Annotated in this window: 14 protein-coding genes and 1 riboswitch; of the genes, 12 read left to right on the top strand and 2 right to left on the bottom strand. The window is 65.2% G+C overall.

Annotation, left to right across the window (positions count from 1 at the left end; translation table 11 throughout):
• Positions 1-18: 18 nt before the first annotated feature.
• A riboswitch (cobalamin riboswitch) is annotated at positions 19-258 on the top strand.
• Positions 259-365: 107 nt separating this feature from the next.
• From RG540_RS19575 to RG540_RS19605, 7 genes are read left to right on the top strand one after another with little or no spacing between them, the layout of a single operon-like run.
• On the top strand, positions 366-776 hold the full coding sequence (locus RG540_RS19575; RefSeq protein WP_038591379.1) for a DUF1636 family protein: 411 nt from the start codon (positions 366-368) through the stop codon (positions 774-776).
• Positions 773-1,810 carry a cobalamin biosynthesis protein CobW gene (gene cobW, locus RG540_RS19580; RefSeq protein ID WP_038591382.1) on the top strand — a complete coding sequence of 346 codons (1,038 nt, stop codon included), beginning with the start codon at positions 773-775 and terminating at the stop codon, positions 1,808-1,810. Before RG540_RS19575 ends, cobW begins: the two co-directional genes overlap by 4 nt.
• A 17-nt stretch (positions 1,811-1,827) precedes the next feature.
• Complete coding sequence (gene cobN, locus RG540_RS19585) at positions 1,828-5,322, top strand: cobaltochelatase subunit CobN (protein ID WP_038591384.1); 3,495 nt, start codon at positions 1,828-1,830, stop codon at positions 5,320-5,322.
• The gene (gene cobG / locus RG540_RS19590) at positions 5,319-6,632 is read left to right on the top strand and encodes a precorrin-3B synthase (protein WP_038591387.1); all 1,314 of its coding nucleotides are present in this window, start codon (positions 5,319-5,321) and stop codon (positions 6,630-6,632) included. Before cobN ends, cobG begins: the two co-directional genes overlap by 4 nt.
• Positions 6,629-7,258: a precorrin-8X methylmutase gene (locus RG540_RS19595; protein ID WP_038591389.1), complete on the top strand. Its 630-nt coding sequence runs from the start codon at positions 6,629-6,631 to the stop codon at positions 7,256-7,258. Before cobG ends, RG540_RS19595 begins: the two co-directional genes overlap by 4 nt.
• Positions 7,255-7,995, top strand: coding sequence for a precorrin-2 C(20)-methyltransferase (locus RG540_RS19600; RefSeq protein WP_038591392.1), 741 nt, complete (start codon positions 7,255-7,257; stop codon positions 7,993-7,995). Before RG540_RS19595 ends, RG540_RS19600 begins: the two co-directional genes overlap by 4 nt.
• Positions 7,992-8,759, top strand: a complete 768-nt coding sequence (locus RG540_RS19605; RefSeq protein ID WP_038591395.1) for a precorrin-3B C(17)-methyltransferase — start codon at positions 7,992-7,994, stop codon at positions 8,757-8,759. Before RG540_RS19600 ends, RG540_RS19605 begins: the two co-directional genes overlap by 4 nt.
• On the opposite strand, the gene RG540_RS19610 is transcribed toward RG540_RS19605, so the two are convergent.
• A complete protein-coding gene (locus RG540_RS19610) occupies positions 8,735-9,490 on the bottom strand; it encodes a cobalt-precorrin-6A reductase (protein ID WP_038591398.1) in 756 nt (251 codons plus the stop codon). The two genes, RG540_RS19605 and RG540_RS19610, sit on opposite strands and share 25 nt — an antisense overlap.
• A 1-nt stretch (position 9,491) precedes the next feature.
• Here RG540_RS19610 and RG540_RS19615 point away from each other — a divergent pair, with 1 nt between their 5' ends.
• Genes RG540_RS19615 through cobM form a run of 3 tightly spaced genes read left to right on the top strand, consistent with a single transcriptional unit; the run spans position 9,492 to position 11,910 of the window.
• Positions 9,492-10,745: a bifunctional cobalt-precorrin-7 (C(5))-methyltransferase/cobalt-precorrin-6B (C(15))-methyltransferase gene (locus RG540_RS19615; RefSeq protein ID WP_038591401.1), complete on the top strand. Its 1,254-nt coding sequence runs from the start codon at positions 9,492-9,494 to the stop codon at positions 10,743-10,745.
• Positions 10,742-11,128, top strand: a complete 387-nt coding sequence (locus tag RG540_RS19620) for a cobalamin biosynthesis protein (protein ID WP_038591404.1) — start codon at positions 10,742-10,744, stop codon at positions 11,126-11,128. The genes RG540_RS19615 and RG540_RS19620 overlap by 4 nt, the downstream gene beginning before the upstream one ends.
• Positions 11,125-11,910 carry a precorrin-4 C(11)-methyltransferase gene (cobM, locus tag RG540_RS19625; RefSeq protein ID WP_038591407.1) on the top strand — a complete coding sequence of 262 codons (786 nt, stop codon included), beginning with the start codon at positions 11,125-11,127 and terminating at the stop codon, positions 11,908-11,910. The genes RG540_RS19620 and cobM overlap by 4 nt, the downstream gene beginning before the upstream one ends.
• Here cobM and RG540_RS19630 read toward each other — a convergent pair.
• Entirely contained in the window at positions 11,883-12,995 is a 1,113-nt protein-coding gene (locus RG540_RS19630) for a cobalt-precorrin-5B (C(1))-methyltransferase (protein ID WP_038591411.1), read from the bottom strand. The two genes, cobM and RG540_RS19630, sit on opposite strands and share 28 nt — an antisense overlap.
• A 53-nt stretch (positions 12,996-13,048) precedes the next feature.
• Between RG540_RS19630 and cobA the strand changes: the two genes are divergently transcribed.
• Together cobA and RG540_RS19640 are read left to right on the top strand one after the other, a co-directional pair.
• Positions 13,049-13,828: a uroporphyrinogen-III C-methyltransferase gene (gene cobA, locus RG540_RS19635; RefSeq protein ID WP_038591415.1), complete on the top strand. Its 780-nt coding sequence runs from the start codon at positions 13,049-13,051 to the stop codon at positions 13,826-13,828.
• On the top strand, positions 13,825-15,138 hold the full coding sequence (locus RG540_RS19640) for a cobyrinate a,c-diamide synthase (RefSeq protein WP_038591417.1): 1,314 nt from the start codon (positions 13,825-13,827) through the stop codon (positions 15,136-15,138). Before cobA ends, RG540_RS19640 begins: the two co-directional genes overlap by 4 nt.
• Positions 15,139-15,253 lie beyond the last annotated feature (115 nt).

Here is a 15,253-nt window from a genome sequence, read left to right on the forward strand (position 1 = left end):
ACATGGGCCTGCGACCGGGCTTAGTTGAGAGGAGATGGTCCCTTTCCGGCAACGGGGAGGGCTAAGAGAGAATGCGGTGCGATCCCTTATTCAGGATCAATGCCGCGGCTGCCCCCGCAACTGTAGGCGGCGAGCCATTGCCTAAAACGGCCATTTGGCCGTCAAGCCACTGGGAAATCCGGCCAACGGTATCCTGGGAAGGCAGGCAAATGGCGACGACCCGCGAGCCAGGAGACCTGCCGTCCGATTAATTTTGCTTCACCGGGCGGGGTGCTCCGGAGGAAGTTTCTCGATCACCGCAGAGGGATTTCGACCTTCTGCTCCGCGCCCCGATTTTTCGACCCCGGCGGGAACGCGGCTGACCGATGAGTGACCACCGACCAGATGATCCGGCAACCGCCGGCCTGGCAGATGTGACGATTTTCGTCTGCACCAATTGCCGTGACGCGTCCGACGGCGAAATCCGGCCGGGCATCGCACTGATCGCGGCGCTGCGCGAGGCAGCAAGCGGCAAGCCGCTTGCGATCAAGCCGGTCACCTGCCTTGCCAATTGCGAAAAAAGCCCGAGTGCCGCCTTCAATCACAAGAGCGGCTGGTCCTATGTCTTCGGCCATCTCTCGCTCGACAATGTCGAGGACATCGTCACCGGCGCGATGATGCTGGCCGAGGACGAGCGCGGCTTCCTTCCCCTTCGCGGCCGTCCGACCTGCCTGCGCGGCAAGGGCATGACGGCCCGTATTCCACCCTTTCATCACCACGAGGACATGCCATCATGAGCGTTTCGTTCGACCGCGTTCCCTGCACCGTCGTTACCGGGTTTCTGGGAGCCGGCAAGACCACGCTGATCCGCAACCTGATCGAAAACCTGAAAGGCAAGCGGCTGGCGATCATCGTCAACGAATTCGGCGATGTCGGCATCGACGGCGACGTGCTGAAGGGCTGCGGCATCGAAAGCTGCCCGGAAGACAACATCATCGAGCTTGCCAACGGCTGCATCTGCTGCACGGTCGCCGACGATTTCGTGCCGGCGATCGACCGTATCCTGGCCATCGAACCTCGCGTCGATCACATCCTCATCGAGACCTCCGGGCTCGCGCTGCCGAAGCCCCTCGTCCAGGCCTTCCAGTGGCCTGACGTGAAAGCCCGAGTAACGGTCGATGCGGTGATTGCCGTGGTCGACGGACTGGCGCTCGCCGAAGGTCGTGTTGCCGACGATCACAAGGCGCTGGAAGCGCAGCGTGACGCGGACGGCTCCATCGATCACGACGATCCGGTCGAGGAAGTGTTCGAGGACCAGGTGGCCTGCGCCGACATGATCGTGCTCACCAAGAGCGACCTCCTGGATGCCGCCGGCCTCGCGACCGCCAGGGATCGCGTGTCCGCACATCTGCCGCGCGCCGTCAAAATCGTGTCGGCCGCCAATGGCGCGATCGACCCGGCGGTGCTGATCGGGCTCGGCCTTGCCGTCGAGGACGATATCGAAAACCGCAAGACCCATCACGACGACGAACTCGACCACGATCACGACGATTTCGACAGCTTCGTCGTCGATCTGGTCGCCGTCACCGATGCCGAACAGCTCGCCGCCCGCATCTCCGCCACGGCGGAGGCGGAAAACGTGCTGCGCATAAAAGGCTTCGTGGAAGTCGCGAACAAGCCGATGCGCCTGCAGGTTCAGGCGGTAGGATCGCGCGTGAACCATTATTTCGACCGCGCCTGGGCACCCGGCGAAGCGCGGACAAGCCGCCTTGTCGTGATCGGCGAAAAAGGCATCGACCGCGCCGCGATCGAAAGGATGCTGGCCGCATAAGAAGGCCCGAGGGAAGGATGCACATACTCGCCACCACATCGTCGTCGCTTGACGACCTGATCGAACCGGTCGACCTCAACCAGTCGCCGGCCGATGTGGTGGTGCTGTCCTTTTCCGGTAGCGACCTGAACGGCCTTTCCGCCGTCTGGAATTCGGCTGGGCACGGCGGTTTGGATACCCCCCTCTGGCCTGCCGGCCATCTCCCCCTCAAGGGGGGAGATCAGCAAGACGCACCCGCCTCCCTCAAAAACCAGCGCCGGAGTGAGGCGTGGCGTGGCCGCGATTCGATCTCCCCCCTTGAGGGGGAGATGGCCGGCAGGCCAGAGGGGGGTCACCACGGTAGAAACGAGCATCAGCGGTCCTCAAGCCTCTGCCTCACCAATCTCTCCGACCTTCGCCACCCGATGTCGGTCGATCTCTGGATCGAGAAGACGGCTACCCATGCCAAGGTCATCCTCGTGCGTATTCTCGGCGGATACGACCGCTGGGCTTATGGCGTCGAGGAGCTTTCGCGCATGGCGAAGCGGAAAAAGATCGCGCTGGCGCTGCTGCCCGGCGAATGCAGCATCCGCGACGAAAGGTTGACCGCGGCCTCGACTGTTTCGGAAGAGCAGATCACCGGCATCCTGAGCTGCTTCCGCGAAGGTGGGCCGGCCAATATGCGGCTTCTGGCGAGGTTGCTGACGACGCTGGCCGAAGGCAAAACGGAACCGCTGCTGCAGGCAGCCCCGGTGCCGAAAGCTGGCTACTACCTGCCCGGAAAAGGCATCGTTGAGGCCAACGACCTGCTGGCCTGCTTTGCGCCGGATGCGCCGCGCTTGCCGATCCTGTTCTACCGCTCCATGCTACTTGCGAATGACGCGGCGCCGATCGAAGCGCTGTTCGAAGCGCTGAAAAAGCGCGGTTTTGCACCTGTGCCGATCTTCGTCGGCGGACTGAAGGAGCCGGATGCACTGGCTTTCGTCGAACAGGCCGTCTCGGACCTGAAATCTGCGGCCATCCTTTCCACCACCGCCTTTGCCAGCGGCACCGACGGCAACGGTGAAACGATTTTCGACCGCACCGGCGTGCCGGTCTTCCAGATCGTTGTCGCTACGACCCGCCGCGATGGCTGGACGGAGAACCGGCGCGGCCTCAACCCCGCCGACCTCGCCATGCACGTCGTCCTGCCCGAGCTCGACGGACGCATCCTTGCCGGCGCGATCTCCTTCAAGGCAGGCGAAAGCTCCGCCAACCTCGTCAACCAGCCGGAACCGGACCGAGTCGAACAGGTCGTCGACCGTATCGCCGCCTTCGTCCGGCTGAAGGCAGCACCTCGTGCCGAGCGTAAGATCGTCATCCTCATGCCGGACTATCCGAGTGCCCCGGGGCGCACCGGGTATGCCGTCGGCCTCGACGTGCCGCAAAGCGTACTCGTGATGATGCGCGAGCTATCCGTAGCCGGCTATGATATTTCGGATATTCCCGAGACCTCGCGTGACCTTCTCGATCACCTGAGTGCAAAATCCGCCACCCATGCGCTCGCAGCCTACAGCTCCGTGCCTATGGTGGAGGCGGCTTGGGGTACCCCCGAAGCCGATGAAGACCTGGAAGACGGCATTTTCCGTTTCCGTATCGCGAGCTTCGGCAATATCACCGTCGCGCTCGCGCCCGACCGCGGCCGCAACGCCCAGCGCCGCGCCGACTATCACAGCCCGGACCTTCCTCCGCGCCACGCACTGATCGCCTTCGGCCAATGGATGCGCGAGACTTGTCGCGCGCATGCGATCGTCCATGTGGGTGCGCACGGAACACTCGAATGGCTGCCGGGCAAGACCGTGGCGCTGTCGAAGGATTGTTTTCCGGAGATCGTCACCGGCGGCCTGCCGGTCATCTATCCCTTCATCGTCTCCAATCCGGGCGAGGCGGCGGTCGCCAAACGGCGGATCGCCGCCGTCACCATCGGCCATCTGCCGCCGGTTCTGGCCGGTGCCGGACTTTCCGATGAGCAGAAAAAGCTCGAACTGCTGGTCGACGAGTATGCCCAGGCCGACGGGCTCGATCGCCGCCGCCGCGACCGGCTGGCCAAGCTGATCGTCGAAACCGCCCGCAACACCGGACTGGCCGGCGAGGCCGGCGTTTCAAGCAGTGACGATCCGGATACGGCGCTCACCCGCATCGATGCCTTTCTCTGTGATCTTAAGGATTTTGCGATCAAGGACGGCCAGCACATCTTTGGGCAGGCAGCGCCAGGCGATGACGATCCATTGCGAATCCGCAGCGCCGAAACCGAACGTCAAGCCTTGCTCGACGCACTGGACGGAAAACATATCCGTCCCGGCCCATCCGGCGCCCCGGCGCGCGGTAGGCGCGACGTCATGCCGACCGGCCGCAACCTCTTCGCCAGCGATCCGCGCACCCTGCCGACGCCGACCGCCTTCGAACTCGGCAAACGCGCCGCGGATGAAATCCTGCGGCGTTATCTCCAGGATCACGGCGACTGGCCGAAAAGCCTCGTCTTCGACCTCTGGGGCAGCGCGTCTCTGCGCAGTGGCGGCGAGGAAGTGGCCCAGGTTCTGGCGCTGATGGGCGCGAGACCCGTGCAGGATACGGCGACAGGCCGCGTCACCGGCATCGAAGTCCTGCCGCCGGCAGCGCTCGGCCGCCCGCGCGTCGACGTGACGCTGAGGATTTCCGGCCTGTTCCGCGACATGTTTCCGGCTCTCATCGCCTTGCTCGACGCCGCGATGCGCGCCATCGCCAGCCGCGAGGAGGCGCCGGGCGACAATCCTCTGGCCGAAGAGACACAAACGCTCAGGCACGTCCCCTCACGCATCTTCGGCTCGGCACCGGGCACCTATGGCTCCGGCATCGAGGAAAAGCTCGCCGACGGCACTTGGGGCGAACGCGAAGAACTGGGCCGCTTCTATCTTGATGCGACGAGCCATTCCTTCGGCGGCGCGGAGGGCGATACCAGCCACGTGCCCGGCCAGTTCGCGAACCGCATCGGGACCGCCGATCTTCTCGTCCATACCGGCGACGACCCGGGCCGCGACCTGCTGGACGGCTCGGCCGATGTCGCCTTCATCGGCGGATTTGCGGCGGCGGTCGCGGCACTCGGCGGCAAGGCGGATGTGATCGCACTCGACACGACCGATCCGCAAAAACCTCGTGCCCGTTCGATTTCCGAAGCGGTAACCCGCGTGGTGCGCGCCCGCGCCGTCAATCCGCGCTTCATCGCCGGCCAGATGCGCCACGGTCCGCGCGGCGCCGCCGAGCTGGTGGAGACTGTCGACCGCCTGATCGGTTTTGCCGAAACCACCCATGCCATCCCGCAATCGCTGATCGAGGCGACCTACGACGCCTATCTCGGCGACGAAAAGGTCCGCGACTTCCTGCTGAGCCAGAACCCCGAAGGCGCCCGCTTCATGGCCGCGCGGTTCCGCTCGGCGCTTCGCCGTGGCCTCTGGCATCCCCGCCGCAACGCGGTGGATGCCGAGCTCGAAATGCTCACCCGGGAGAAGGTCGCATGACGACGCTTTTCCTCGATCGAAGCACGCCGGATATGCGCCGCGGCGCCTGCCCCGCCCTGTCCACCCCGATGCAGACCGGCGACGGGCTCCTCGCCCGCGTCGCGCTGATCGATGTCATCACGCCAGCAGAACTGGCGGAGCTCTGCCGGCTGGCGCGGCGCCATGGCAACGGCATTCTCGATATTTCCGCCCGCGGCAACCTGCAGGTCCGGGGACTGAACGAGACTTCGGCTCCCGTTCTCGATGCCGATGTCCGGGTGCTGAACCTGCCGCTTCGCGAGGGACTTGCTGTCGAAACTCCGCCCCTGGCAGGGATGGACGACACCGAGATCGCCGATCCGCGTCCGATAGCCGAGGCGATCCGCCAGGGTGCGCGCGACATCCCCGGCCTCGCACCAAAAATGTCGGTGGTGGTTGACGGTGGCGGACGGCTCAGGCTTTCCGGCCTCCTGGCCGATATCCGGCTTGCCGCCGTTTCCAGCGATGAAGGCATCCGCTGGACCCTGCTTTTGGGCGGGACCGAAACAGCCGGCCGCGTTTTCAATGTTTTACGTGAAACAGAGGCCGTCTCCGCTATTTTGGCGCTGCTTCGAAAGCTCGGCGAAAAGGGACCCAAGGCGAGGGGACGCGATCTCGCCGCCGGCTTGCCCACGAACGGCGCACCCGGTCAGCCAGCCTCGCCTTTCGGTACCTTCCGCCTCTCCGGCCACCGTTTCGCGGCAGGCATCGGCCCGGCCTTCGGTCAAACAAACGCCGAGAGCCTGATCGCTCTTTGCGACGAGGCCGAGCGGCTGGGAATACAGTCCCTGAAACCGGCCTTCGACCATTCGCTGCTGTTTTTTGGCGCTCAAACCGCCTGCGAAGCGCTCACCGCTTTTGCCGGCAGCAACGGCTTCATCACCTCGCCGAGCGATCCGCGTTCGGCCATTGCGGCCTGCTCAGGAAGTCCCGCCTGCAATTCCGCAGCCATCGCCACACACGAACTCGCTGCCAAGGCCGCGGAAGAGTGCGGCGATCTGCTGGACGGCTCGTTCAAGCTGCACGTGACCGGCTGCCCCAAGGGCTGCGCCTATCCGCAGCCGTCAGCGCTTGCACTTTGCGGAACCACCGCCGGCCTTTCGCTGATCACACAAGGAAAAGCGGCCGACGAGCCCTTTGCCTCGGTCGCTTTTGCCGATACCAACAACTCCCTTCGCCGCATCGCCGATCTCGTCCGTAACGAGCGGCAGGCCGGCGAAAATTCCGCAGCCTGCCTCGCCCGTCTGGGACCGCGCCGGCTTGCTGCGGCCGTTACGTCAGGAAGATCATGAACAGTTACGATTACATTCGCGAAGGCGACGCGATCTACGAAAAGTCCTTCGCGATCATCCGCGAGGAAGCGGACCTCTCGCCTTTTTCGTCGGAACAGGCCGAGATCGCGGTCCGCATGATTCATGCCTGCGGGCTGGTCGAGGCGGCTCAGCATTTCAGGTTTTCCAAGGATTTCGTCGCGCAAGCACGCGGCGCGCTGCATGCCGGCAAGCCGATCTATTGCGATGCCGAGATGGTAGCGCACGGCATTACCCGCGCCCGCCTGCCGGCCCATAACCAGGTGATCTGCACGCTGCGCGACGGCCGCACGATCGAGCTTGCCAAAACCATCGGCAACACCCGCTCGGCTGCCGCGCTGGATCTCTGGGACGAGATGGAAGGCGCAGTCGTCGCGATCGGCAATGCGCCGACCGCGCTCTTCCACCTACTCGAAATGCTCGACGCCGGCGCGCCGCGCCCGGCTGCGATCATCGGCATGCCGGTCGGTTTCGTCGGTGCGGCGGAATCCAAGGAGGCGCTGATGGAAGCGACACTTGGTATCCCTTATGCGATCGTGCGCGGCCGCATGGGCGGCTCGGCGATGACGGCTGCCTGCGTCAACGCGCTGGCGAGGGCCGGACTGTGAACGCCGCGCTCATCAAGGGCAGGCTCATCGGCGTCGGCACCGGGCCTGGCGATCCCGAACTGCTGACGCTGAAGGCGGTGCGCGCCATCCACGAAGCGGATGTGATCGCCTTCTTCTGCAAGAAGGGCTCGAGCGGCAACGGCCGCGCCATCGTCGAGGCGCATATCCGGCCGGGTACGCTCGAGCTGCCGCTGGTCTATCCGGTCACGGTCGAGACCCACAAGGACGAAGCCGATTATCGCGGCCCGATCGCCGATTTCTTCGACCGCTCCGCGGACGACATCGCCGCGCATCTCGATGCGGGCAGGCACGTCGCGGTGCTGAGCGAAGGGGACCCGCTGTTCTACGGATCCTACATGCACCTGCATGTGCGCCTGGCCGGTCGCTACCACGCGGAAGTTATCGCCGGCGTTACCGCCATGTCCGGCTGCTGGTCGATGACCGGCATGCCGCTCGTCCAGGGCGACGATATTTTAAGCGTGCTGCCGGGAACCCTGTCCGAGGAGAAGCTTGCGGAGCGGCTTGGAAACACCGACGGCGCAGTGATCATGAAGGTCGGCCGCAACCTGCCAAAAATCCGCCGGGCGCTGGCCTCCGTCGGCAAGCTGTCCGGCGCGCTTTATGTCGAGCGCGGCACGATGGCGAACGGCGCAGCACAACGTCTGGAAGAGCGCGACGAGAGCCCGGCTCCCTATTTCTCGATCGTCCTCGTGCCCGGCTGGAAGGCCCGGCCATGAAAGCGGGTTCGCTGACCGTCGTTGGCCTCGGCCCTGGCAATCCCGACCAGATGTCGCCGGAGGCGGCCGCCGCCGTGACGGCTGCTGAGGATTTTTTCGGCTATTTCCCGTATATCGACCGTTTGAACCTCCGCCCCGACCAGCGCCGCCATGCATCCGATAACCGGGAGGAACTGGCGCGCGCCCGCGCCGCGCTCGAAATGGCGGCGGGCGGCGGCAAGGTCTGTGTCGTCTCGGGCGGCGACCCCGGCGTGTTCGCCATGGCCGCCGCAGTCTGCGAGGCGATCGACGAAGGTCCGGCCCTGTGGCGCGAGATCGATTTTTCGGTCGTTCCCGGCATTACCGCCATGCTGGCGGTGGCGGCCAAGGCCGGTGCGCCGCTCGGTCATGATTTCTGCGCCATCTCGCTTTCAAACAATCTGAAGCCCTGGGATGTGATCGAGAAACGCCTGATCGCAGCGGCGACGGCCGGTTTCGTGATGGCCTTCTACAATCCGATCAGCAAGGCGCGCCCGCATCAGCTCGGCGAGGCCTTCGACATTCTGCGCACCCATCTGCCCGGCAGTGTGCCCGTGATATTCGGCCGCGCCGCCGGCCGGCCGGATGAAGTCATCCGGATCGTGCCGCTTGCGGAAGCGACAGGCGATATGGCCGACATGGCGACATGCGTGATCGTCGGCACTGCGGAAACGCGGGTGATCGAGCGGGAGAACCAGCGGCCGATCGTTTATTCCCCCCGTTATTTCAGGGGCACCGGCGCATGATCGAGCCAAGCGAGCATCTCCTCCACGGTCTCGACGGACGGCACATCCGGCAGGTCCGGACGGCGGATCAGGACGACATCGATACCGAGTTCGCGCGCAGCGGCGATCTTGCCGTAGCTCGCCAGCCCGCCGCTGTTCTTGGCGACGATCGCCTCGATGCCGTGGTCCTGCAGAAGCCGGGCCTCGTCCGCCTGTTCGAAGGGACCGCGCGCGGTCAGATAGACGGCGTTCGGGACGGAAAGCGGCGGCTCGACCGGATCGACGCTGCGGACCAGGTAGTGGTGCTGGGGCGCGGCCTCGAAGGGCAGAAGTTCCTGCCGGCCGAGCGTCAGGAATGCTTTTCGCGGCACCTCTCCCAGGGCATTGACCGCATCGGTGACGCTATCGACTTCGATCCAGCGATCACCGAGCTGCCTCACCCAGGCCGACCGTCGCAGGGCGACAAGCGGGACACCGGAAATCTCGGCGGCTTTGGCCCCATTGCGGGAAATCTGAGCTGCATAGGGATGCGTCGCATCGATCAGGATGGAGATGTCTTTTTGCGTGAGATAGGCGGCAAGCCCTTCGGCACCGCCAAAACCGCCGACACGCACCGGCACGGGTTGCTCGGCCGGCGCGCGCGTGCGCCCGGCAAGCGACAGCTCCACGGCAAATCGTGGATCGCTGGCGAGTTTACCGGCCAGCGCGCGGGCTTCCGCCGTGCCGCCGAGAATGAGAATGGAGCGTTGCAAGATGCCTCCTGAATCAGCGCAGAAACCTTTAAACCAAAGCCGCTGGCTGTCCATCGTCGGCATCGGCGAGGATGGCGTACCGGGCCTCGGCGACAATGCGCGCTCGGCAATTGCATCCGCAGTCGTTGTCTTCGGTGGCAGGCGGCATCTGGAATTGGCGGGCGCCCTGATCACCGGCGAGGCCCGGCCATGGCCGGCACCGTTTGACGCGACGATGCGCGACGTCGTGGCGCTACGCGGCCAGAAGGTCTGTGTGCTGGCCTCCGGAGATCCTTTCTTTTTCGGCGTCGGCGCCACGCTGTCCCGCCATGTCGCGCCGGAAGAATTTACCGCTTATCCCGCTCCCTCGGCCTTTTCGCTGGCCGCATCGAGGCTTGGATGGCCACTGCAGGACATCGAAACCGTGTCGCTGCATGGCCGGCCGCTCGACCTCGTTCGGCCTCTACTGCATCCCGGGCGCCGGATCGTCGCGCTGACATCCGATGAGAACGGGCCGGCGGCGCTGGCGGAGCTTTTGTCCCGCACCGGTTTCGGGCCGTCTCGAATAACCGTCCTGGAGTCTCTGGGCGGGGCGGCGGAACGTATCCGTTCGCAGCTGGCAGATGAGTTCGCGCTACCGGATATCAATGTGCTGAATGTCGTCACCATCGAGGTGCGGGCCGAAGCCGGGGCTCGCATCCTCCCGCGGGCTTTCGGGCTGGACGACACGCTGTTCGAGCACGACGGGCAGATCACCAAGCGTGAAATCCGGGCGCTGACGCTCTCGGCACTGGCTCCACACCGCGGCGAACTGCTGTGGGATATCGGCGCCGGATCGGGTTCGATCGGCATCGAATGGATGCTGGCCGATCCTTCCCTGAAAGCCATTGCGATCGAAGCCAACGCTAATCGAGCAGCACGGATCGGGCGGAATGCTCTGGAATTCGGTGTGCCAGGCCTGCGCATCGTCGAAGGCCAGGCGCCAGCGGCGCTTGCCGACCTGCCGCAGCCGGATGCGATCTTTATCGGCGGCGGCGGCAGCGAGCCCGGCGTTTTCGACACGGCCCTGGATGCGCTGAAGCCCGGCGGGCGGATGGTCGCCAATGCCGTGACCCTGGAGATGGAAGCGGTCCTTCTGGCAGCGCATGCGAAACGCGGCGGCGAACTGATCCGCATGGAGGTTTCACGCGCAGCCCCGATCGGCGGCATGTCGGGTTGGAAGCCGGCCATGCCGGTCACCCAATGGAGCTGGACGAAACCCGGAGTGAAGCCATGATTGCCGCCGGTCTCGGTTGTCGGAAGGGCACATCTGCGGAAACGCTGCTTTCGGCGCTGGCTGCCGCCTGCGCTGAAGCCAATATTTCACGTGAATCCGTGTCCGTTTTGGCAACCGGCGAGATCAAGCGGCATGAGCCGGGAATGATCGAGCTTGCCGACAGGCTGCACCTGCCATTGCACATTCTCGACGAAGCGGCGCTGAAGCAGGTAGAGACCCGCACCAGAACCGTTTCGAAACACAGTCTTGCGCAAACCGCCACGCCGAGCCTTTCGGAGGCCGCGGCACTGGCGGCTGCCGGCGAGGCTTCGGAACTGATTGTCGCGCGGCTGATCGCCGATGGCGCCACCTGCGCGCTGGCACGCTCGAAGGACCATTCATGACCGTGCATTTTATCGGCGCCGGACCGGGTGCCGCCGACCTCATCACCGTGCGCGGCCGCGATATTCTCGCCCGCTCGCCCGTCTGCCTTTATGCCGGCTCGATCATGCCGAAGGAACTGCTCGACTATTGCCCAAGGGATGCGCGGATCGTCGACACCGGGTCGCTGTCGTTGGACGATATCGAGGCGGAATACATGGCGGCGCATCAGGCCGGCCGGGATGTCGCGCGGCTGCATTCCGGCGATCTTTCCGTCTGGAGTGCCGTCGCAGAACAGATCCGCCGGCTGGAGAAGCACGGCATCGACTACACCCTGACCCCTGGCGTGCCCTCCTTCGCCGCCGCCGCCGCGGCCTTGAGACGGGAGCTGACCATCCCGGAAGTGGCGCAGAGCCTGATCCTCACCCGGGTTTCCGGCCGCGCTTCGAAAATGCCGGACGGCGAAACGCTGGCTGCCTTTGGTGCGACCGGCGCGACGCTGGCAATCCACCTCGCCATCCATGCGCTCGACCGCATCGTCGCGGAACTGATGCCGTTTTATGGCGCCGATTGCCCCGTAGCAATCGTGGTGCGCGCCTCCTGGCCAGAAGAGCGGATCATCCGCGGCACGCTCGCCGATATCGAAGCGAAGCTGGCGGCGGAACCCGCCGAGCGGACTGCGTTGATCTTCGTCGGCAAAGGCCTAGGCGCCGCCGATTTCGTCGAGAGCCAGCTCTACAATGCCGATTACGTTCGCCGCTTCCGGCCCGGCTGGCCTCAGACCGATACCAAGGATTCCGAATGATCGGACGGCGTAAACGCGGTCTGGCCGACCAGCCGGCCCTCGCGATCGTAGACCAGGATTTCCAGCGCGATCTCGGGCTGTTTGAGCGCCTTGGCGGCGGTCTTCCACGCGAGCGCGGCAATCCGGTCGCCCAGCGCCAGTCCGTTTTCGCCAGCGAGCGTAAACGCCTGGGATACGGTGTTGGCGGAAGCTATCTGCGCCGCAAGCTCATCGCTCGCCCCCGCTTCACCGGCGAGTTTCGCCAGAGCCTCGAGATCGGCCAGCCCGCGCTTGGAATGCACGTCGAGCATGCCCTGCGCGAGCTTGGTCATCTTGGCGACGCCGCCGGCGATCGTCACCTTCGGCACCGGGTGGTCGCGCAGATATTTCAGCATGCCGCCAACGAAATCGCCCATGTCGATCAGCGCGATCTCGTGCAATCCATGATGCGCCTGCACCGCCTTTTCGGACGTGTTGCCGGTGGCGCCTGCCACATGGTCGAGCCCGGCGGCGCGCGCCACGTCGATGCCGCGCCAGATGGAATGGATCCAGGCCGAGCAGGAAAAGGGAATGACGATCCCCGTCGTGCCGAGGATCGATATGCCGCCCAGGATTCCGAGCCGGCCGTTGAGCGTCTTCTCGGCGATCCTCTCGCCATCGGCGACGGAAATCTCGACCTCGAAATCCGCCTCGCCGCCTGCGACCTCTGCGATCGCCTGTGCGATCATCTTGCGCGGCACCGGATTGATGGCGGGTTCACCGACGGGCAAGGGCAGGCCGGCGCGGGTGACGGTGCCGACGCCTTCGCCGGCCTTGAAAGTGAGGCCGCTGCCGGCCGGGCCGCGCCGAACGGTGCTCTTGATCAGAGCTCCATGGGTGACATCGGGGTCATCGCCGGCATCCTTGACGATCCCGGCTCTCGCAAATCCCTCGCCGGTTTCTTCGACGGCAAGCACGAAGGATGGCGTCTGCCCGCCGGGCAAAGTCACCGTGACCGGATCGGGAAATTTACCGGAAAGGAGGGCAAGACAAGCCGCCTTGCTCGCCGCCGCCGCACAAGTTCCCGTGGTCCAGCCACGACGAAGGTTCTTGCCATCCACTTCCATGGCCGTTTCTATAGCCCGACCGGAGCCAAGCGTCACCGGTCAAAGGTCCGCATATGAATGAAACCATCGAAACTATCGTCGCAGCACCCGTCTTCGAGCCAGGCCATGTCTGGCTCGCCGGCGCCGGCCCCGGCCATCCGCGTTACCTGACGCTGGAAGTCGCCGACGCGATCGGCAAGGCGGACGTGATCGTCCATGACGCGCTGGTCTCCGACGGCGTACTATCGCTCGCGACGACCGCCGAGCTTGTCTTCGTCGGAAAACGCGGCGGCAAACCCTCCGTCGCCCAAGACGACATTACCGGCCTGCTGATCGAACTCGCCCGCAAGGGCCGGCGTGTTCTGCGGCTGAAAGGCGGCGATCCCTTTGTGTTCGGGCGCGGCGGCGAGGAAGCGGAGGCGCTTGCCCGAGAAAACATCCCGTTCCGCATCCTGCCGGGCATGACTTCGGCGTTGGCGGCTCTCGCTTCCGCCAACATTCCCGCGACGATGCGGGGGATGAGCCGTGCGATCACCCTTGCGACCGGCCATGCGGCCGGCAGTCCCGGCGACCTGGACTGGAAGGCGCTGGCGAAAACCGGCGAGCCGATCGTCGTTTATATGGGCGTCAGCACGATCGGCACCATCGCAAGGCTGCTGATCGAAGGCGGGCTATCGCCGGAAACACCGGTCGCGGTGCTGATGGCGGCGACGACACCGGACGAACGCTCGCTGACTGCAACGCTGGCAACGGTCGAGGCCGAGGTCGCGCGGCAGAAATTCGCCGCGCCCGCCCTGATCGTCATCGGCCGGATCGTCTCCATGCAGGCCGTCTTGTCGGGTGGCAAGCCATGACCGCCCGCGCGCTCATCATCGGTGCGCCGCGTTCCGGCTCCGGCAAGACCAGCGTCACCATCGGCCTGCTGCGCGCCTTCGCCCGCCGCGGCGTCAAGGTGCGCGGCATCAAGACAGGCCCGGATTATATCGATCCGGGTTTCCACGAGGCCGCGACGCATCGGCCGGGCCTCAACCTCGACAGCTGGGCGATGGCGCCGGACCTGCTGCGGCATCTGGCACGCGGACAGGCGGAAGATGCCGAACTGCTTCTGATCGAAAGCGCCATGGGCCTTTTCGACGGCATCGTCAGCGAAGAGAACCGTTCTGGCGCGGCCTCGGATCTCGCCCGGCTGTTCCGCCTACCCGTGCTGCTGGTGCTGGACGTTTCCGGCCAATCCCAGACCGCCGGCGTAATCGCCTATGGCTTTGCTCACTACGATCCGACCGTGAAGATCGCCGCCTGCGTCCTCAACCGGGCCGGCAGCGAACGACATAAGAAACTGTGCGGCGATGCCATCCAGGCGGCCGGAATTCCCGTCGTTGGTACCATCCTGCGTGATCCGTCGCTGGTTCTGCCCGAACGGCATCTCGGCCTCGTGCAGGCGAGCGAACATCCGGAAATGGATGCGCATATCGAACGGCTGGCCGACGCCATGGAAGCCTCGCTCGACCTCGATGCGATCTATGCCGCCGCAAAGCCCTTCAATATTCCGAGCGGCTCGACGGAAAAATCACTGCGTCCGCCCGGCCAGCGGATCGCGCTGGCGCAGGATGCCGCCTTTACCTTCCTCTATCCGCATCTGATGCGCGAATGGCGCTCCGCCGGCGCCGAGGTCGTACCCTTCTCGCCACTGGCCGATGAAGCGCCGGCTGTCGGCTGTGACGTCTGCTGGTTGCCGGGCGGATACCCCGAACTGCATGCGGGACGGCTTGCGGCAGCCGAGAATTTCAAGACCGGCCTAGCGCGATTTGCGGAAACAAAACCCGTTCACGGCGAGTGCGGCGGCTACATGGTACTGGGCGAAACGCTGGAGGATGCCGATGGCGTGACACACGCCATGACCGGTCTCCTGTCCCACCGCACCAGTTTTGCCAAACGCAAGATGAACCTCGGTTACCGCCAGGCGGAGATCGCCGAGAACAGCCCGCTCGGCCGGAAAGGCGATACGATCCGCGGCCATGAATTCCACTATGCCAGCGTTGTTTCGCCGGGAACCGACCAGCCATTTGCGACGATCGCCGACGGTGGCGGCAAGCCGATCGGTCCGACAGGCGGCCGGCGGGACCTCGTCAGCGGCGCCTTTTTCCACGCGATTGCCCGCGGTTAGCCAGTGGACGCTGAAAGCGCCTTGAGCGCCACAACCGCCCGTTCGGCGTCCGCCGCCGGCAAATAATCGAATGGGCCGCGAATCCTTCTTGCGTGTCCCTCGCCAGCTTTTAGTC

The sequence above is a fragment of the Neorhizobium galegae bv. orientalis str. HAMBI 540 genome, from assembly GCF_000731315.1.
GTDB classification, from domain to species: domain Bacteria; phylum Pseudomonadota; class Alphaproteobacteria; order Rhizobiales; family Rhizobiaceae; genus Neorhizobium; species Neorhizobium galegae.